The sequence below is a fragment of the Tahibacter harae genome (genome assembly GCF_024437735.1).
GTDB classification, from domain to species: domain Bacteria; phylum Pseudomonadota; class Gammaproteobacteria; order Xanthomonadales; family Rhodanobacteraceae; genus Tahibacter; species Tahibacter harae.
Window position 1 is genome coordinate 202,196 of record NZ_JANFQO010000007.1, and the last position, 20,014, is coordinate 222,209.

Annotated in this window: 13 protein-coding genes; 4 read left to right on the top strand and 9 right to left on the bottom strand. The window is 67.8% G+C overall.

Annotated features, from left to right (window positions below; genetic code table 11):
• The first annotated feature begins 60 nt into the window (after positions 1-60).
• Together NM961_RS09980 and NM961_RS09985 are read left to right on the top strand one after the other, a co-directional pair.
• Complete coding sequence (locus NM961_RS09980; protein ID WP_255914094.1) at positions 61-5,763, top strand: HAMP domain-containing protein; 5,703 nt, start codon at positions 61-63, stop codon at positions 5,761-5,763.
• Between the two features lie 8 nt (positions 5,764-5,771).
• Complete coding sequence (locus NM961_RS09985) at positions 5,772-7,601, top strand: response regulator (RefSeq protein WP_255914095.1); 1,830 nt, start codon at positions 5,772-5,774, stop codon at positions 7,599-7,601.
• A gap of 64 nt (positions 7,602-7,665) precedes the next feature.
• Here NM961_RS09985 and NM961_RS09990 read toward each other — a convergent pair whose 3' ends face one another.
• The 5 genes from NM961_RS09990 to NM961_RS10010 all read right to left on the bottom strand — a co-directional run bounded on the left by NM961_RS09990 (position 7,666) and on the right by NM961_RS10010 (position 14,469).
• Positions 7,666-8,523 carry a carbonic anhydrase family protein gene (locus NM961_RS09990; protein WP_255914096.1) on the bottom strand — a complete coding sequence of 286 codons (858 nt, stop codon included), beginning with the start codon at positions 8,521-8,523 and terminating at the stop codon, positions 7,666-7,668.
• A 920-nt stretch (positions 8,524-9,443) separates the two neighbouring features.
• Positions 9,444-9,863, bottom strand: a complete 420-nt coding sequence (locus NM961_RS09995) for a plastocyanin/azurin family copper-binding protein (RefSeq protein WP_255914097.1) — start codon at positions 9,861-9,863, stop codon at positions 9,444-9,446.
• A 5-nt stretch (positions 9,864-9,868) separates the two neighbouring features.
• Positions 9,869-11,311 carry a DUF1501 domain-containing protein gene (locus NM961_RS10000; protein ID WP_255914098.1) on the bottom strand — a complete coding sequence of 481 codons (1,443 nt, stop codon included), beginning with the start codon at positions 11,309-11,311 and terminating at the stop codon, positions 9,869-9,871.
• A gap of 9 nt (positions 11,312-11,320) precedes the next feature.
• A complete protein-coding gene (locus NM961_RS10005) occupies positions 11,321-13,129 on the bottom strand; it encodes a DUF1800 domain-containing protein (RefSeq protein ID WP_255914099.1) in 1,809 nt (602 codons plus the stop codon).
• Positions 13,130-13,308: 179 nt separating this feature from the next.
• A complete protein-coding gene (locus tag NM961_RS10010) occupies positions 13,309-14,469 on the bottom strand; it encodes a dipeptidase (RefSeq protein WP_255914100.1) in 1,161 nt (386 codons plus the stop codon).
• A gap of 174 nt (positions 14,470-14,643) precedes the next feature.
• Here NM961_RS10010 and NM961_RS10015 point away from each other — a divergent pair, with 174 nt between their 5' ends.
• A complete protein-coding gene (locus NM961_RS10015; RefSeq protein ID WP_255914101.1) occupies positions 14,644-15,573 on the top strand; it encodes a DMT family transporter in 930 nt (309 codons plus the stop codon).
• Between the two features lie 16 nt (positions 15,574-15,589).
• Here NM961_RS10015 and NM961_RS10020 read toward each other — a convergent pair whose 3' ends face one another.
• Together NM961_RS10020 and NM961_RS10025 are read right to left on the bottom strand one after the other, a co-directional pair.
• On the bottom strand, positions 15,590-16,297 hold the full coding sequence (locus tag NM961_RS10020) for a pseudouridine synthase (protein ID WP_255914102.1): 708 nt from the start codon (positions 16,295-16,297) through the stop codon (positions 15,590-15,592).
• Entirely contained in the window at positions 16,294-17,364 is a 1,071-nt protein-coding gene (locus NM961_RS10025) for a class I SAM-dependent methyltransferase (protein ID WP_255914103.1), read from the bottom strand. Before NM961_RS10025 ends, NM961_RS10020 begins: the two co-directional genes overlap by 4 nt.
• Before the next feature lie 139 nt (positions 17,365-17,503).
• Between NM961_RS10025 and NM961_RS10030 the strand changes: the two genes are divergently transcribed.
• A complete protein-coding gene (locus tag NM961_RS10030) occupies positions 17,504-18,682 on the top strand; it encodes a hypothetical protein (protein ID WP_255914104.1) in 1,179 nt (392 codons plus the stop codon).
• A gap of 234 nt (positions 18,683-18,916) precedes the next feature.
• On the opposite strand, the gene NM961_RS10035 is transcribed toward NM961_RS10030, so the two are convergent.
• Both NM961_RS10035 and NM961_RS10040 read right to left on the bottom strand, forming a co-directional pair.
• The gene (locus tag NM961_RS10035; RefSeq protein ID WP_255914105.1) at positions 18,917-19,336 is read right to left on the bottom strand and encodes a DUF1801 domain-containing protein; all 420 of its coding nucleotides are present in this window, start codon (positions 19,334-19,336) and stop codon (positions 18,917-18,919) included.
• A gap of 73 nt (positions 19,337-19,409) precedes the next feature.
• Entirely contained in the window at positions 19,410-19,922 is a 513-nt protein-coding gene (locus NM961_RS10040) for a DUF1697 domain-containing protein (protein ID WP_255914107.1), read from the bottom strand.
• Between the last annotated feature and the right edge of the window lie 92 nt (positions 19,923-20,014).

Genomic DNA, 20,014 nt, shown 5'->3' on the forward strand with positions numbered 1-20,014 from the left:
GTGTACGCTGTGCATAGCCGGCCGTTCCGCCGCCATCACTGTTCTTGGGAGCCTCGCCGCATGACCGCACCCAACGTTCCCGGCCTCACTGCGCCCGTTCCGCCGCCTGCCTCCACCGCCAATGCCCTGCCGGAGCTGCTACGCGTGCTGCAGGCCGTGCGCGACGGCGATTTCAGCCAGCGCCTGCCGGGCAACTGGGACGGGCTGGAAGGCAAGCTCGCCGACACCATCAACGAGATCATGCTCAACAACCATCGCCTGGCCGAGGAACTGGCCCGCGTCGGCGATGCAGTGGGCAAACGCGGCCAGACCCGCGAGCGCGTCGCCGGCGCCAGCCGCCGCGGCGCCTGGGGCGCGATGGAGCAGTCGGTGAACACGCTCTGCGACGACTTGCTCTGGCCCACCGAACGCATGACCCGCGCCATTTCCGCGGTGGCCCGCGGCGACCTGACCAAGACCATCGACCTGGAAATCGAAGGCCGCCCGCTGCAGGGCGAATTCCTGCGCTCGGCCGGCATCGTCAACGCCATGATCGAGCAGATGGGCGTATTCAGCTCGGAGGTGACGCGCGTGTCGCGCGAAGTCGGCACGGCGGGCAAGCTCGGCGGCCAGGCCCAGGTCAAGGGCGTGTCCGGCGTGTGGAAGGAGCTGACCGAATCGGTCAACCAGATGGCCTCCAACCTCACTGCACAGGTGCGCAATATCGCCGAGGTGACCATCGCCGTGGCCAGCGGCGACCTGTCGCGCAAGATCACGGTGGACGTGCGCGGCGAGATCCTGCAGCTCAAGGAAGCCATCAACACCATGGTGGACCAGTTGCGCGGCTTCGCCTCCGAAGTCACCCGCGTGGCGCGCGAAGTGGGCACGGATGGCAAGCTCGGCGGTCAGGCCATCGTGCCCGGCGTGGCCGGCACCTGGAAGGACCTCACGGACTCGGTCAATGCCATGGCCACCAATCTCACTTCGCAGGTGCGCAACATCGCCGAGGTGACGACGGCGGTGGCGCGCGGCGATCTGTCGCGCAAGATCACGGTGGACGTGAAGGGCGAGATCCTGGAACTGAAGAACACCATCAACACCATGGTAGACCAGCTCAATGGCTTCGCCGCCGAAGTCACGCGCGTGGCGCGCGAAGTCGGCACCGAAGGCAAGCTCGGCGGCCAGGCCCAGGTCAAGGGCGTGTCCGGCGTGTGGAAGGATCTCACCGACAACGTGAACTCCATGGCCTCCAACCTCACCGGCCAGGTGCGCAACATCGCCGAGGTAGCCACGGCCATCGCCAGCGGCGACCTGTCGCGCAAGATCACGGTGGACGTGCGCGGCGAGATCCTCGATCTCAAGGAAACGCTGAACACCATGATCGAGCAGCTGCGTTCCTTCGCCTCGGAGGTGACGCGCGTGGCGCGCGAAGTCGGCACCGAAGGCAAGCTCGGCGGCCAGGCCCAGGTGCCCGGCGTGGCCGGCACCTGGAAGGACCTCACCGACAACGTCAACTCCATGGCCTCCAATCTCACCGCCCAGGTGCGCAATATCGCCGAGGTGACGACGGCGGTGGCGCGCGGCGATCTGTCGCGCAAGATCGCGGTGGACGTGAAGGGCGAGATCCTCGAACTCAAGGACACCATCAACACGATGGTGGACCAGCTCAACGGCTTCGCCGCCGAAGTCACGCGCGTCGCGCGCGAGGTCGGCACCGAAGGCAAGCTTGGCGGCCAGGCCACGGTGCCCGGCGTGGCCGGCACCTGGAAGGACCTCACCGACTCGGTCAATGCCATGGCCACCAACCTGACGGTGCAGGTGCGCAACATCGCCGAGGTGACGACGGCGGTGGCGCGCGGCGACCTGTCGCGCAAGATCGCGGTGGATGTGAAGGGCGAAATCCTCGAACTCAAGAACACCATCAACACCATGGTGGACCAGCTCAACGGCTTCGCCGCCGAAGTGACGCGCGTCGCGCGCGAAGTCGGCACCGAAGGCAAGCTCGGCGGCCAGGCCGATGTGAAAGACGTTTCCGGCGTGTGGAAGGACCTCACCGACAACGTCAACTCCATGGCCTCCAACCTCACCGGCCAGGTGCGCAATATCGCCGAGGTGACAACGGCGGTGGCGCGCGGCGATCTCTCGCGCAAGATCGCGGTGGATGTGCGCGGTGAAATCCTGGAGCTGAAGAACACCATCAACACCATGGTCGACCAGCTCAACGGCTTCGCCGCCGAAGTCACGCGCGTGGCGCGCGAAGTCGGCACCGAAGGCAAGCTCGGCGGCCAGGCCACGGTGCCCGGCGTGGCCGGCACCTGGAAGGACCTTACCGACAACGTCAACTCCATGGCGTCCAACCTCACCAACCAGGTGCGCAACATCGCCGAGGTGGCGACCGCCGTGGCGCGCGGCGATCTCTCGCGCAAGATCGCGGTGGATGTGAAGGGCGAGATCCTGGAGCTGAAGAACACCATCAACACCATGGTCGACCAGCTCAACGGCTTCGCCGCCGAAGTCACGCGCGTGGCGCGCGAGGTCGGTACCGAAGGCAAGCTCGGCGGCCAGGCCGCGGTGCCCGGCGTGGCCGGCACCTGGAAGGATCTCACCGACAACGTCAACGTGATGGCGGCCAACCTTACCGACCAGGTGCGCGGCATCGTCAAGGTGGTGACCGCGGTGGCCAACGGCGACCTGCGCCAGAAGCTGGCGGTGGAAGCCAAGGGCGAAGTCGCTGCGCTGGCCGACACCATCAACAGCATGACCAATACGCTGGCCATCTTCGCCGAACAGGTAACCACGGTCGCACGCGAAGTCGGCGTGGAAGGCCGCCTCGGCGGCCAGGCCGCAGTGCCCGGCGCCGCCGGCACCTGGCGCGACCTCACCGCCAACGTCAACCTGCTCGCGGCCAATCTCACCACCCAGGTGCGCGCCATCGCCGAAGTGGCGACCTCGGTGACCCAGGGCAACCTCACCCGCTCCATCCAGGTCGATGCACGCGGCGAGGTGGCCGAGCTGAAAGACAATATCAACGCCATGATCGGCAACCTGCGCGCCACCACCGAGCGCAACACCGAACAGGACTGGCTCAAGACCAACCTCGCGCGCTTCTCCGGCATGATGCAGGGCCAGCGCAACCTGCTCACCGTGGCGCGCACCCTGATGTCGGAACTGGCGCCGCTGGTGGAAGCGCAGCAGGGCGTGATGTACGTGATGGAAGGCAGCGGCGGCGATGCCTACCTGCAGCAGATCTACGGCTATGCCGACGACGGCGGCGAGGCCGCGCCGCGCCGTTTCCGCCTCGGCGAAAGCCTGGTCGGCCAGTGCGCCGAACTGCGCCGGCGCCTGCTGCTGACCGAGATTCCCGCCACGCAGATCCAGATTTCCTCCGGCCTGGTCAAGGCCGCGCCGCGCAGCGTGATCGTGATTCCGGTGCTGTTCGAGGACCAGGTCAAGGCGGTGATCGAACTGGCCAGCCTGGGCGAATTCACGCCGTCGCACCTGGCCTTCCTGGAGCAGCTCACCGGCAGTATCGGCATCGTGCTCAACACCATCGAAGCCACCATGCGCACCGAAGGCCTGCTGGCCCAGTCGCAACAGCTGGCCGGCGAGCTGCAGACCCAGCAGAAGGAGCTGCAGCAGACCAACGAGGAACTGGGCCTCAAGGCCAAGCTGCTGGCGCAGCAGAATGCCGAGGTGGAGCGCAAGAACCGCGAGATCGAGCAGGCCCGCCGCGCGCTGGAGGAAAAGGCCGCGGAACTGGCGCTGACCTCGCGCTACAAGTCCGAATTCCTCGCCAACATGTCGCACGAGCTGCGCACGCCGCTCAACAGCATCCTGATCCTGGGCCAGCAGCTGGCCGACAACGTGCCCGGCAATCTCTCGCCCAAGCAGGTGGAATTCGCCAGCACCATCCATGCCGCCGGCACCGACCTGCTCAACCTGATCAGCGACATCCTGGATCTTTCCAAGATCGAATCGGGCACGGTCACGGTGGAAGTGGAGGAACTCGCCTTCGCCCAGTTGCGCGACATGGTCGAGCGCAACTTCGCCCACGAGGCGGAACGGCGCCGGCTGGGCTTTGTCACGCGCCTGGATCCGGCCCTGGGCAGCACCATCACCACCGATCCCAAGCGCCTGCTGCAGGTGCTGAAGAACCTGCTCTCCAACGCCTTCAAGTTCACCGACCAGGGCGTGATCACCTTCGCCGCCGGTGTCGCGCCGACCGGCTGGTCCACCGATCACCCGGTGCTCAGCCGCGCGCCAATGGTGGTGGCTTTCTCGGTCACCGATTCGGGCATAGGCATACCGCTGGAAAAACAGCGCATCATCTTCGAAGCCTTCCAGCAGGCCGATGCGGGCACTTCGCGCAAATACGGCGGCACCGGCCTGGGCCTGGCCATCAGCCGCGAACTGGCCAACCTGCTCGGCGGCGAGATCCGCCTGAGCAGCACGGTCGGCGTCGGCAGCACCTTCACGCTGTATCTGCCGCTGCATTACGTGGGCGCGACCAGCGGCGACGACCAGCGCGGCCGCGCCGGCGCCCCCCAGCCCGCCCTGCCCGCCCCGCGCAACGAGGAAGTGGCCGACGACCGCGCCGAACTGCAACCCGGCGACCGCGTACTGCTCATCGTCGAGGACGATCCGCACTACGCCAAGGTGATGCTGGACCTGGCGCGCGAACACGGCTTCAAGGGCCTGGTCGCCATGCGTGGCACCGAGGCCATCACCCTGGCGCGCAAGCACCTGCCCACGGCGATCTCGCTCGACATCTTCCTGCCCGACATGCTGGGCTGGACCGTGCTGAGCCGGCTCAAGCAGGATTCCAGCACGCGGCATATCCCGGTACAGGTGGTCACCATCGAGGACGAGCGCCAGCAGGGCCTGGAACGCGGCGCGTTCTCCTTCATCAACAAGCCGGTCACCACCGAAGGGCTCAAGGCCGCGCTGGAGCGGATCAAGAACTTCGTCGCGCCGCGGCCCAAGCGCCTGCTGGTGGTCGAGGACAACGACGCCGAACGCTTCAGCATCGTGGAACTGGTCGCCCACGACGACGTGGAAATCGTCAGCGTGGACAACGGCCATGCCGCACTGGCCGCGCTGCGCAGCGAGAGCTTCGACTGCATCGTGCTGGACCTGCGCCTGCCGGACATGTCCGGCTTCGACCTGCTCGCCGACATCCACGGCGACAGCGCACTGGCCGACGTGCCCATCGTCGTGTTCACCGGCAAGGAACTCAGCGATGCGGAGAACAAACTGCTGAAGAAAGCGGCCAAGAGCGTGGTGATCAAGGGCGCGCAATCGCCCGAGCGCCTGTTCGACGAGACCGCGCTGTTCCTGCACCGCGTCATCGCCGACCTGCCGCCGGGCAAGCGGCGCATGCTCGAACACCTGCACGACACCGACGAGGCCCTGATCGGCAAGCAGGTGCTGGTGGTGGACGACGACGTACGCAATATCTTCGCCCTGTCCAGCGTGCTGGAACGCCACGGGCTCAACGTGATCACCGCGTCCACCGGCCAGGAAGCCATCGCCCGCCTGCAGGGCGGCAACGATATCGCCCTGGTGCTCATGGACATCATGATGCCGGAGATGGACGGCTACGAAACCACGCGCGCGATCCGCGAGGATGCGCAGTTCCGCAGCCTGCCCATCATCGCGCTGACCGCCAAGGCGATGAAGGGCGACCGCGAGAAATGCCTGGAAGCCGGCGCCTCCGACTACCTGGCCAAACCCGTCAACACCGACCAGCTGCTGTCGGTGCTGCGCCAGTGGCTGCACCGCTGAGCCCCGCCATGCAGATGCCCGCGGACAAAGTGAACATCCTGCTGGTCGACGACCAGCCTTCGCGCCTGCTCAGCTACGAGGCCGTGCTGGCCCAGCTGGGCGAGAACCTGGTCAAGGCGCATTCCGGCGAGGATGCACTGCGCCGCCTGATGGAAGCCGAGTACGCGGTGATCCTGCTCGATGTCAGCATGCCCGGCATGGATGGCTTCGAGACGGCCGAGCTGATCCACCAGCATCCGCGCTTCGAGAACACGCCCATCATCTTCGTCACCGGCGTGCATGTGGGCGACCTGGACCGCCTGCAGGGCTACCGCCTGGGCGCAATCGACTATGTGCAGGTACCGCTGGTGCCGGACATCCTGCGCAGCAAGGTCGCGGTACTTGTGGAACTGTACCGCAAGCGCCGCGCCCTGGCCGGCGAGAATGCGAGCCTGGTCAAGGTCAACCTGGCGCTGCAGACCGAGCGCGCGGAGGAATACGAGGCGCTGTCGCGCACCCTGGCCCTGGCCAACGCGGAGCTGAGCCTCAGCAATGCCCAGCTCGAAGCCGAAGTAACCGAGCGCCGCCGCGCCGAAACCCAGCTGCAGCAACTGGCCGAGAAGCTGCGCCAGGCCGACCGGCGCAAGGACGAATTCCTCGCCACCCTCGCCCACGAGCTGCGCAACCCGCTCGCGCCGATCTACAGCGCGGTCGAGCTGATGCAGAAGGAAACCGCCAGCCCCGCGGCGCGCCACGCGCTGGACGTGATGGATCGCCAGCTGCGCCAGCTGGTGCGCCTGGTGGACGACCTGCTCGATGTATCGCGCATCACCCACGGCCGCATCGAACTGCGCCGCGAGCTGACCGCGCTGGAGCCGCTGCTGACCACCGCGGTGGAAACCACACGGCCGCACCTGGATGCGCTGCAGCACCGCCTGAGCCTGGAGCTGGACGCCGGGCCGGTGCTGGTCGACGGCGACGCCCAGCGCCTGACCCAGGTATTCGGCAATCTCCTGAACAATGCCGCCAAATACACCTTGCCCGGCGGCCGCATCGTGCTGGGCACGCAGCTGCGCGGCGACGATATCGTCATCAGCGTGCGCGACAGCGGCATAGGCATTCCGCCGTCGCGGCTGGAGGAAGTGTTCGACCTGTTCGTGCAGGTGGACACCTCGCTGGAACGCTCCCAGGGCGGCCTGGGCATAGGCCTGACCCTGGTGCGCCGCCTGGTGCAGATGCACGGCGGCAGCGTGGTCGCGCACAGCGAAGGCGAAGGCCATGGCTCCTGCTTCGAGGTGATACTGCCGGTGAGCCGCAGCCGGCCGCAGGACGCGCGGGACGCAGGTGCGACAGACCGCAGCGCAGGCGCTGAAGCGTCTTCCGGCCAGGCCATACCGGATTCCGCGACCGCATCCGCCGTTGCAACGGAAGCCGCACGGGCACCGGCATCCGCCGCTGCCGGCGCCGCCGCGCCGGCCACCGGCAGCCGGCGCATCCTGATCGTCGACGACAACCGCGACGCGGCCAATACCCTCGCCATGCTGCTGGATCTTTCCGGCCACGTGGTGCACACCGTCTACGATCCGGAAATCGCCCTGACCGAATTCAGCGGCTTTGCGCCGGACATCATGTTCCTGGACGTGGGCATGCCCAAGCTCAACGGCCTGGAACTGGCCATGCGGATCCGCGCCCTGCCCGGCGGCGACACCGCCGTGCTGATCGCCCTCACCGGCTGGGGCCAGGCCGAAGACCGCCGCCGCACGCGCGAAGCGGGCATCGACTACCACCTGGTCAAGCCGGCGGATCCGGATGAGATAGAGCGTATCTGCCGGGAAGCGGTCAGGGGTCGGACTTCGTGAGTGGGGATTCGGGACTCGCAGCAGCGACGCGAAGCCGGCGCTTGCCCATCCCGAATTCCGGCCCTTAAGGCAGAGACTCGCGCGGTTCGACCAGGAAAATCTCGGGCTGCGGCGACATCAGCGGCCTGGTGGTGCGCACGTTGTGCGCCGAAACACCCTTGGCGACCAGGCCGGCGCGCAGTTGGTTGATCTGCGCCATGCTGGCGCGTAGCGGATTCTTGAGCACGAACCAGCGGATATCGCCCGTGCATGGCGGCGTGGTCAGCGAGCCGAGGTAGCTGTAGAACGGCTCCTCGCCGAAGCGGTGCAGCAGCCGGCTCATATCCAGGGCGCGGGGTTCGCCCGGCTGCGTGCCCAGGGATGCGATGGCGGCACCCAGCGTGGGATCGGCGCCGCCGCCGGCCATCCATTGCAGCGCGAACACGGCGACGCTGCCCGCGGCATCGGTAGCCTTGATATGCAACTCCAGCAGCGCCGCCTCCTGCACCCGATGCTCGCCGCCGTTGTGGAAATGGAATCCAGCCGGCGTGAACGTGCGCCGCCGCGACCGGCTGCCCACTTCGGGATTGAACAGCACCGCAGGCCCGGGCGTGGGCATGAAGACCACGTTGCGTTCATACGGATCCAGCGTCGCCTGGGTGACGACATAGGATGCGTTCCACGGTGTAGCCGATACGCCGCGAAAATCGATCGGCGATTGCTGGTAGCTGGTGGACCGGCAGGCCGGATCCCAGTGCTCGTCCTCCGGATAGTTCCAGCCGGGCGCGGTGGCCGCGTTTTCGTAGGGATCCTGCGGCGGCACCGGCGGCGGCGATGACACCGGCCCGGCCACGGTCTCCGCCGCCCGCGGCACCGGCGGCGTGGATGCGCAGGCGCCCAGGTTCAAAAGCAACACGACGGCCAGGACAGGCTTGAAGCACATGCGGCACCTCGTCGGAGGAACAGCCACGAATGCACGCCAGCGGCGGCCGGCCGAGGGGCCGGTCTGCCGATGGTTCCGGTCTTGCGCAAGTCTGGAGGCGGCAAGCCTGCTGCCGCTGCCGCACGGCACGCGAACACCACGTTCCGCGGCGGCGCTGCGAGTTGATTTTTACACTAGCACCGCGACTGGTGGCAAACGGATTTTTGAAGCGAGGCTGGCGCCGATCGCTTCACAAAATTAAATGCAATGCGTAGCGGAACAGAAGCCTGGTGCTTTTGGTTTCCGGCTAATTCTCGAACGCAAATTGCATGAATTCTTGCTTTTGCCGATAAGCAATTTCGGGATTCGGGATTCGGGATTCGGGATTCGGGATTCGGGATTCGGGATTCGGGATTCGGGATTCGGGATTCGGGATTCGGGATTCGGGATTCGGGATTCGCAGGGAGTGTGCGGAGGAATCCGAGGTTTTTGGCAAGCGAAATTTGCCGGATTTCTTCGAGAAAAAGCGGAAAGCTCCCTCTCCCCCAAGCCCGCTTGGGGGAGAGGGCTGGGGTGAGGGGGCAACGATCAACGCGCCCCACCCTTTGGATTTTCGCCAAAATCTTCAACACGCGAAGCGCCGGCGAAAACCGGAATTTCTCGCAACCGATGCGCCGCCCCCTCACCCAACCCTCTCCCCCAAGCGAGCTTGGGGGAGAGGGCTTTCTTCCCGCGCCGATGCTTCTCCGCTACACCACATCGGCCGCGCGCAGGCCGGAACACTGTCGCCGCCCGACGCACAACCGCCCAGCTGCGCGATACTGGAACGATCCCGCTCAGCACTCACAGCACGCGTCGCTCATGCCCCGCAATACCAGCCGCCCAACACCCGCGCCACCCTGTCGCCAACACCGACAAACCCGCCGGCCCAACCCCAGCCATCACTGCACGACATCAAACCCATCAACGAATACCCGGTCTATCACCACGATCAAACCGCGCATCCCCGATGTGGTATCGCCATGCTGTTCGCAGAAATAGCCGTAGCTGCCCGGCCGCCTGAACTGCACGCCGGCGCTCCAGGCCAGGGCGCTGGGGGCGGTGTTGGTGTTGCAGTTGACTGCGCAGCGGAAGCTGTTGTCGTCGGCGACGACATTGTGCAGGCCGCCGCCGTTGCGGAACACGACGCGGTCGTACTGGTAGATGGTCAGCGCGGCTGGAGTAAAAGTCATGTCGGGATTGGCGATCACTTCAAACGTGCGCGCCTGGGCCGCGACCGGCGCCGAAATCGCGAACAGCGTCGTCAGCGCCGTCGCCACCACGCGCCGGCAGCCGGCTGCGCCGCGTACGACTGCATCCACCGCGCTCACCCCAGAAAACGCAGATTGGCCGCGTCGAAGCGGTGCAGATTGGGAAAGATGTCGGCGATATCGCTGGCGCCCACGCCGAACCAGCTCGCCAGCGTGGCCGCGTACTGGTCTACCGAGGTGGTAGGGATGATCTGGCCGTGGCCGGTGTCGTCGGGGTTGGCGTCCGCCAGCAGCGAAGGCATGCGGCCGTAAAAGCGCCGCCCGCGCACGGCGCCGCCGAGCACGAAATGATGGCCGCCCCAGCCGTGGTCGGTACCGTCGCCGTTGACCGCCAGCGAGCGGCCGAAGTCCGACGCCGTGAACGTGGTCACCTGGTTGGCCACGCTGAGTTCGTCCATGGCGGCCTGGAACGCCACCAGCGCCTGGGCCAGCTGGGCGAGATTGTCCGCGTGCGTATCGATCTGGCCGTCATGAGTGTCGTAGTCGCCAACGGAGACATAGAACACCTGCCGGCTCATGCCCAGCGCGCCACGCACGCCGATCAGGCGCGCGACCATCTGCAGCTGCGCGCCGAGGTCGGTTTCGGGGAATACGGTGGCCAGCGGCGGCGCGGCATCCAGCGCCGCGCTGACGATTTCGTAATTGTCGATGGCCGCGCCGGCGGCCTGGGCATAGGCGCGTTCCAGTATGTGCGCCTGGGTGCCTTCGGCGATCAGCGCCCGGTAGGCCGCGGCGCCGCCGGGGTTGTCGCCCATGATCCAGGATTCGGCGCCGTCGCCGAGGTAGCTCATCTTCTCCACGCCCGAGGCATCCATCGCATACGGGCTGACCACGGCCGCGCGCAGGAAGCGGTTCTCGTTGGCCAGCGAAATGCTCATCGGCGCGAGGCCGGTGTTGGCGCCGTAGAGGATGTCGGCGATGCGTCCGCCCCAGCCGTCGGCATTGGCATCGTCGGGGCGGGCGGTCTGCCAGCAGATGCTCTGGTCGTCGTGGGAGAACAGCTGCGGCGGCAGCGGCACGCTGCCGGCCTGGTATTGGGCCTGAGTGGTGGGCTGGCGCAGCGTTCCAACATTTGCGACAACTGCCATTTTTCCCGCAGTGAACAGTGCGCGCAGCGGCGCTGCCGAGGGATGCAGGCCGTAGCTGCCGCCGTCGCTGGGCGGACCGCCGGGCAGGCCCGGCGCCAGGGCCAGTGCATCCAGGTTCTGCGCCTGCACCGCGGACTGGGCCAGAGCCAGGCCGCCGGCCGTAGCCAGGCCATTGCGGGCGGCCAGATACGCCGAGTATTCCGCCGTGCTGTAAGGCACTACGGTATTGAAGCTGTCGTTGCCGCCGCTCAGGAAAATGCACACCAGCGCCTTGTAGTCGCCGAAGGTGTAGCGCCGGCCGTTGGCCGCCGCGGCGACCACGCGCAGGCTGCCCAGGGCCGAATACAACGCGGCACCGCCCAGGGCGGCGGCCAGGCTTCTGCGCAGGAAATCACGCCGGTTCGTGTTCACGGGCAGGCCTCATTTCTGGATGGAGTATTCGGGCGAGTTGAGGATCAGGTACAGCGCGTTCTGCACCCGCACCCGGCCCAGCGAATTGCCGTAGTCCTGCTGCGTGAGCTGCTGCAGCTGGGCGAGCAAGGTTGCGCGCATGAACGGCGACATTTGCCCGGAAAGGAACAGCAGGCTGTAGCGGTCCAGCAGCGCGCCGGGATCGCTCGCCGCCAGCGGCGCATCGCGCGCCAGGTTGAGCTGCAGCGTATCCGGCGCATCGCTGTCCCAGCAGCGGTCGCTGCCGGTGTAGTAGCAGAACACTTCGTAGAACAGCCGGTTCGGCGTGCCCACGGCCAGGCTGTCGGAAAGAATCTGGAATTCCGGGCTGCGCAAGCCGGCGCTGCGGATCTCGCCCGGGCGGCTGTAGTCGGGCTTGAAGAAATTGAACACCGTCGGCGAGCGCAGCGGCGCCTGGCCTATGCGTTCCTCCAGGTACGGCCAGGTGCTCAGGTTGCCGATGCGGCCGTCGCCGGAGCGCGCTTCCATCGCGCGCCACAGATGGGTGAATTTCAGCAGCGGCTCGCGCAGCTTGCCGAAGCGCTCGGGCTGCTGCCACTGGCCGTAGCGCGCTTCCACGTCCAGCAGCACGGCGCGGATCACCGCCTTCATGTCGCCGCGCACGCCCTGGCCGTTGTCAGCGAAGGCCTGTGCGACGCGCCGGATATACGCCGGGCTGGGATTGCTGGTGACCAGGTTCTGGATCAGGCGCCGGGCGAGGAACGGGCCGACGTTGGGATGGCGGAAGATATTGTCCAGCGCTGCGTCCAGCTCGGCCTGGGCGCCGGCGGGCGGCAGCACGCCGTTGGCCAGCGCGACGCCGCTGTAGTTCAGCAGCTGCTTGGGCGAGGTGTTGTCGTGATAGGCCTCCACCGGCTGCATCGGCAGCTGCCAGGGCGGCTCGTCGCGGTTGCTGGGGCCACACCAGAAGTACGTTTCCTCGTCGCAGCAGGTGAAGGTTTCCTCGCCGCAGCCGGTGTTGTTCCAGTTCCAGCCGGTGAATACCGCAGCGAAGCCGCGCACCGTATTCTGGTTGTAGGTCGGTATCGGCGCACCGTTCTGCAGTACTGGGCTGCCGTCGCTGTCGAGCATCACCAGACCCACCGAGAACAGCTGCAGCACCTCGCGGGCGAAGTTCTCGTCGGGATGGATGTTCTGTTCCTCGTCCGCCTTCTGGTTCTGGATCATGCTGAGGTAGATGCCCATGGCCGGATGCAGGGTCACCGCGTGCAGCAGATCGGAGAAATTGCCGAAGGCGTGTTCGGCCAGCATGTCCTGGTAGCTGGCCAGGGCCCAGGGCTGATAGTTCAGCGTGCCGTTGACATTGGAGACGACGAAGATCTGGCTCAGCGCATAGGCCACGCGCTGGCGCAGCGCATCGGTGGGCACGGCCATGCCGCGGCTGGGATCGGGCAGCCCCACTGAATTGATCGCCCAGATTTCAAGGCGCGCGTCGTCGGTGACATCGTTGTTGGCCGGCGGCCGTCCGACCCAGTCCAGATAGGGCTCGCTGCGCGCGATCGGCGCGGCGAACTGCTGCTGCAGCCAGTTCTCGTAGCCCTGCGCGCGCAACTGGGCGATGGCCTCCGTGCTGGGACCGAAGGTGGCCTGGGCCAGGAAGCGCGCCGCATCGGCATCGCGCCGCGGCCCTTGCGCCGCATTCTCGAAACCGTGCGCGAGCAGGGCATCGGGCCTGTGGCTGGCCGTCTGCGCCGGCGCGCCCGCCGCAAATCCGGCCAGCAGCAACGCCGCGACCGCCCGCCGTGCCGAGTCCTTCATCTGTCTGTCCCTTCGCTGTCCCGGCGGCGACTCTACGCCGGCGCAGGGTGTGCAAATCTTGCACTGGCGCACAGCTCCGGCGCGCCGGCGCTTTCTGCACAACGGAAACCGCGCGCAGCGCGGCGACGGGTGGACGGCAATGCGGACAGATTCGTGTCCGCTGGTTCAGCCAGCCGGTTTCAGCCCCAGACTTCGCCCAGCAGGCGGCGGAAATTGCCGCCCAGCACCGCCGCGATGTTCGCATCGCTGTAGCCGCGCCGGATCAGCGCCTCGGCCAAGTCGTAGGTCTTGAGTGGATGATCGAAGCCATCGGTATCGAGCTTGTCGCGGAAGGCGTAGCTGCTCTTGTAGCCGCCGCGCAGCGCCTTGAGCTGTTCCGGCGGCATGTCGTCGTAGCCATACAGATCCGCGTCGGAGCCGACGCCGACGTGCTCGATGCCAACCAGCCTGGCGACATGGTCGATGTGATCAACGATGTGATCGACTGTGGTCGGCTCGCTGCCGCGCACGAAATTGCGCACGCCGGTGATACCCATGACGCCGCCCTTGGCGGCCAGCTTGCGTATGGCCTCGTCAGTCTTCAGGCGCGGATGGTCGTTGAGCGCGCGGCAGTTGGAATGGGTGATCGCGATGGGCCCCTTGGACGCCTCGATCGCATCCAGCGTGGTGCGGTCGCCGCAATGGGAGACATCGACCAGCAGGCGCTGTTCGTTCATCGCAGCGACGATGGACAGGCCATAGTCGCTGAGGCCGCCGTCGACGCGCTCGGTCGAGCCCGAGCCGAGCAGGTTCTGGCTGTTGTAGGTGAGCTGCGCGCAGCGCAGGCCCAGGGTGTGGAAGGTCTTGACGTCTTCCACCGTGCGGAAATGCTCGGCGTTCTGCACGCCCATGATTACGGCGATCTTGCCCTGCTCGCGCGCGTGGTCGATGTCGGCGGCCTTGCCGACCAGGGTGAACAGCTCGGAATGGCGCGCGGCGAAGTTGTACCAGCCGGTCATGTAGCGCAGCACCTGGGCATGCGCGTCCTCGCCGCCGATGCCGAAGGCGTTGTGCATGCCGGTGATGCGGCTGGCGCGGAAGGCGGCGATTTCCTGCGGCGACAGCGTGTGCGCGTAATAGCTTTCGTCCAGATCCAGCCGCAGCGGTGCGAGCATGTCGATGACCAGGCTGCGCTCGACGATGCGCCGCGCCCGGGCCGAATAGCGGTGCGTGTCGAAGGCCGCTGCCGCAGGAGCGGCCAGGACGGGCCCCAGGCCGGTGGCGCCAGCCGCGGCGGCGGCAGCCAGGGCTTGCAGCAGGCGGCGCCGGCCAGCCTGCACGGGCGAGGCAGGAATTTTCATATTCGGAAACTCCGCGGATTTTCCGCACTAGAGCCGATCCGCCGTCGCCTTGTCAAACCGCGCCGCAGCATGCGGCTGTTGCCGCCGTGGCCCCGCCCCGCCCCCGACCTTTGGCCCTGTCGCCGGCGGCCGGCGCGGCATAGGCTTGACCCTTCATTTCGCCACGGTAGTGCCGTGAACGCACCTGCCGAAGCGGCGCCGGCCGCTTCATCTCCGCTGGTCAAGGCCGCCCTGCTGATGGTCGCGAGCGCGGTGCTGTTCGGCTTCATGACGGTCACCATCCGCCTCGCCTCCAGGCAGCTGCACGCATTCGAGATCGCGTTTTTCCGCAGCCTGTTCGGATTTGTCTTCGCCCTGCCGCTGCTGCTGCGCCACGGCCCTGCGCTGCTGCGCACGAACAAGATGGGCTTCTACGTGCTGCGCTGCTGCATCGGCATAGTTTCCATGCTGGCCGGCTTCTGGGCGGTGGTGCATCTGCCGCTGGCCCAGGCCATCTCGCTGTCGTATTCCACGCCGCTGTTCGTGACCATAGGCGCGGTGCTGTTCCTGGGCGAAGTGGTGCGGCTGCGGCGCTGGAGTGCGGTGCTGATCGGCTTCATCGGCGTGCTGGTGATTGTGCGGCCGGGCGCGGCGGATTTCAGCACCGCCAGCCTGGTTGCGCTGCTCGCCGCCGCCATGAGCGGCACAGTCGCCATCAGCATCAAGTTCCTGTCGCGCACCGAGCATCCGGATGCCATCGTGCTGATCACCACGGGCCTGTGGGTGCTGCTGTCCCTGCCCGCGGCGATCCCGTACTGGCAGTGGCCGAATGCGGAATCCTGGCTGTGGGTGATACTGGCCGGCGGCTTCGGCACGGTGGCACATCTGCTGTGGACGCGCGCGCTCAAGCTGGGCGAAGTCTCTGCGCTGACGCCGCTGAGCTTCCTGCAGCTGCCGGTGGTGATCCTGTTCGGCTATTTCCTGTTCAATGAACGGCTGGACATCTGGACCGGCGTGGGCGCCGCCGTCATCGTCACCAGCAATATCTACATCGCCCACCGCGAAGCCCGGCTGGCCCGGCGCGTGGTGACGGACAAGGGCGTGGCCGCGGAAACTGCGGGCTGAAATCCGCGCCGGGAATTCAACGCGCCGCAGCAAATACCCGGGCCACGCCGGCGGCATCCAGCGCGCGCCACTGGCCGGCTTCCAGCCCGTCCAGCGCCAGCTCGCCGACCTGGGACCGGTGCAACGCCACCACATGATTGCCGGTCGCGGCGAACATGCGCCGCACCTGGTGGTAGCGGCCTTCGTGCAGGGTCAGGCGCGCCTGGCGTGGTCCCAGCACGTCCATTTCCGCCGGCAGCAGCGGCGTCTTCTCCGCTTCGAGCAAGAGGCTGCCGCTGGCGAACAGGGCGGCCTCGTCGCCGCGCAGATCCTGCGCCAGGGTGACTTCGTACTGCTTGGGCACCTGGGACCTGGGCGAAATGATCCGGTGCAGCAGGCCGCCGTCGTCGGTGAACAGCAGCAGGCCGGAGGTGTCGCGGTCCAGCCGTCCCACCGGCGAGAGCAGCGGATCGCGGTAGCGGTAGCGGCGCGGCAGCAGGTCGTAGACCAGGCGGCCGGGATCCTTGGTCGAGCAGGTATAGCCCACGGGCTTGTGCAGCATCAGCACCAGGCCCGGCGGCGGATCCAGCGGCTCGCCATCGAAACGCACCAGCTCCGGCGCGATGCGCGCGTCCTCGTCCAGCACCTGGCCCTGGGCATCGCAGATGCGTCCGTCGCGGAACCAGGCGGCGACTTCGCGCCGGCTGCCGTAGCCGAGGTTGGCGATATGGCGCAGCAGCTTCATGGGCGCGGTTCCCGGGCGTGGATGACTTTGAAACCCTGCTCGTCGGCGAGCACGGCGACACTGGAAAAATGTGCGGCCAGGGTCTGCTCGTAAGGCAGATGGCGATTGGCCACCAGCAGCAGGCGTCCCGCCGGCCGCAGCGCACGCGCCGCGGCGCGCACGAAGGCCTGGCCCAGCTCGGGCAGGTCGGCGCGGCCCTGGTGGAACGGCGGATTGGTCACGACGAAATCGAACTGTGCATCCAGCCCCAGGGCCACGTCATGCCAGCGGAATTCCAGCGCCGGCGGCGCGCGCCCCAATTGCGCCGCGGCGCGCTGCAGATTCAGCCGCGCCAGTTCCAGCGCGCGCAGCTCGGCCTCGTACAGATGCAGGGACGTCACCTGTTCACAACGCTGCATCACCTCGCAGGAAAGATAGCCGTAGCCGGCGCCGAGATCGGCCCCCTGCCCGGCCAGATCGGCCGGCAGCCGCGCCGCGAGCAGCGCCGAAGCGGTGTCTATGCGGTCCCAGGCGAACACGCCGGGGCGGCTGAGGAAACGCCCGCCGGCGATGGGCTGGGGCGCGTCCTCGGCCTGCCATTGCCGCGCCAGCGCCGCATCGACGCGCGCCTCGCCGCGGCGCAGCCAGAGCACGCGGCATTTGTGTTTCGACAGGCTGTGCGCCGTGCCAAACAGGCGCTCAACGTCCGTCTGCAGGGCACCCGCACCTTCGTTGTTGGCGGCGCTGGCCACAATCAGCGCATCGTCCGCCGCGTGTTCCAGTGCACGCACCAGCAGGCCGCGCACTTCGCTGCGCTGGCGCGGCGGCAGCACAAGCACGGCGTCGAATTCGCCAGCGGCGCTTGTGGTGGTGTTCCAGCCCTGCGCCTCCAGCGCCGCGGCGAACGGGCGGAAGCCCTGCTCGGCGGTCAATTGCAGATCCGGCCGCGCCGCGCGCAGCGCATCCAGTCCCGCGCCGGCGCGGCCGCGCAGCAGCAGCACGCGCGGCCGCGCCGGCAGCGGCAGAGCGGGATCGAGCAAAGGCAAGCTCAGCGCCTGCAAGGCAGGATCGTGCATCGGAAGCGACAAGGCAGCGGCGTCGCCGCGGCGACCGGAAGCGCCTAGGGTAACGCAGGGCGCGCTACACGCCGCAACGACTTCAGCTCAGGCTAAGCTCGGCGGCTGTGGACTGCACACCGGAGCAGTCGCCCCGTTACAGGAGTTGCCGATGCCGTTGCGCCGCCTGCCCGTCATTCCGCTGCTGCTGGCGCTGGGCGCCTGCGAGCGCACCGCACCGCCCGCCGCACCGGCGTCCGCCGGCCGGCCGCCGGGTTGCCTGGTCAACCTGCCGGCCGCGCCGCTGATCGCGCCGGCCGCCTCGCTGCAGGCGCAGGAATTCGCCGCGACGCCGCTGGATGCCAGCGGCCTGCGCTGTCTGGACGAACTACTCGCCGGCCAGCCGTTCGCCACGCCGCAACACTACGATCCGGCCTATGCGCCGATCCAGGCCGCCCACGGCGAAGACGCGGCGCTGCGCTGGGAAAAACTCCGGCACGAGCGCGTGCAGCTGCTGCGCATCAGCCAGGGGCCGTCCGCCAGCGCCTGGCTGCTGCGCATAGACACCGGCCTGGCCCTGGAAGGCGGCCGCTACGATCTGCTGTTCACCAGCGATGCCCAGGGCCGCCTGCGCGAACAGTTGCTGGTCGGTGCCGACGGCGTGCGCTACCGGCGCAGCATGGATCTGCGCAGTCCCAACCAGTTCAGCCTGCAGGAGAGCGGCGGCCGCGAAGCGGCACCCGGCGCGGACTACCGCGCCGCCTTCCAGATCGACGATGAGGGCCATATCGCGCTGGACCCAGGCGGTGCGACCGCGCCACTGGATGCCGCCGCGGTGAACAGTTCCGCCAGCGATGAACCCGCGACCAGCACGGGCGATGAAAGCGCGACGTCGCTGGAAGAAGTCGATGGCGCCCCCGGCGATGCCGAGGCCATACGCCAGCTGCTGTTCTCCGATTCCGGCGTGATCGAGGAAAGCGTACAGCGCCACGATTTCGCCGACGGCAGTCTGGGCATGCTGGCCATAGGCCGCACCGGCACGGCCGGCCTGGCGATCTACGTGTTCCGCCCGGCCCAGCCGCCCGCGGCAGTGGGCCGCACGCGCTATCAGGTCGCCAGCCTGGCCATCGCCGAACCCGACGGCGTGGTCGGCGCGGAACTGGGCAAGGTCGCCTGGAAGCCGGCTGCCACCGGCGTGGCGATCACGCTTACGCTGCGCTACGACGTACTGCGTCCGGGCGGCAATCCCGACAGCGGCGAAGCGGAGACGCTGACGCGCGAGCAGACGCTGCAATTGCACTACGACGCGACCGCCGGCGCGCTGCGCCGCGTGCCCGACGCGGTGCCATAGCGCGGATGCAGGCGCATGCTGCGCGGTTTGCCGGCGTGTCGGCAGCGCGCAATGTAACGGCGCGCCGCATGGTCCAGGCGACGCCGCAGCACGCGCATCGGCAGCATTCTGCAAAACCTGCCGGCCTCAGAATCGCTGCTGCGGCTGCACGCGGCAGCGCACTGTCGAATCCGCGCCGCGCCCGGATCCGCCGCACCACACACGCCGATACGTTCTGCGCAACCCGCGCCAGCTTCAGCAATGCGTGCGCTGCGCGGCGTGGGCCTGGATCGAATCCTCGATCATCTCGCGCAGCACGCCCTGGTCGATGTCGGCCAGACGGCGGATATACACGCAGGCCTTGCCGGTCTTGTGCCGGCCCAGGCGCGCCAGCTGTGCGGCACGGCGCGGATAGTCCGCGGCAAGGTAGAGACTGATGTCGCCCTTGCGCGGTGCGAAGCTCACCAGCGGCCAGTCGCCTTCGCGGCCGCTTTCGTAGCGGTAGCGGTAGCTGCCGAAGCCGATGATGCTGCCCCAGAGCACGGCGGGCTCGCCGCTCGCCGCCTGCATCAGCGCGGCGATGGCAGCGCAGTCGGCGCGGCGTTCCGGATCGGCTATGCCGGCGAGGAAGGTCTCCAGTGGCAGCGCAGTGGGCTTGGTCTTGGCTTCGGACATGGCGGGACTCCGCTGCGGACGCGCCACGGTAAGCGCCGCCGCTGCCGCAGTGCAAGCACCCGGTCCGGCGCAACTACAGCGCCGCCGCCATCTGCGCCAGCTTCGCCACCGTGTTCATATTGCGCGCAGTGCCGGCGGCCGCGGCCGGAATGCGCAGCTTGGAATCGGCCATGCCCTCGCCGTAGTGCACGTAGATCTCGCGCTTGCCCAGGGCCATCTCCTCGCCGTTGACGTGGCTGGCCGCGGCAAGGCAGCCGGGTGCGGGCGGCGTATCGAGAAAGATCGCGACGCAGCGGTTGGGCGCGGCCTTGGGAAACGGATTGTCGGCCAGCACTGCCGCCATCTCCGCCGCCGTGCGCACCAGCACGCCCACCGGCTTGCCGGCGTATTCGGCCAGCGCGGCGGCCAGCGCCTTCTGCACCGCGGCCGCCGGGCGCGGACTGGTGAACACCACATTGCCGCTGGCGATATAGGTCTGCACCTTGGCGAAGCCGGCGGCTTCGCACAGGGCCTTGAGATCGCTCATGGCGAGCTTGCCGGTGCCGCCGACATTGACGGCGCGCAGCAGGGCGATGAAGGCGGACATGGGCTGCTCCCGAGAAAAGCGGCAGTCTAGAGGATTCGCGATTTGGGATGAGGGATTCGCGATCCGGGGGCCGATGCAGTCATGTGGGCATT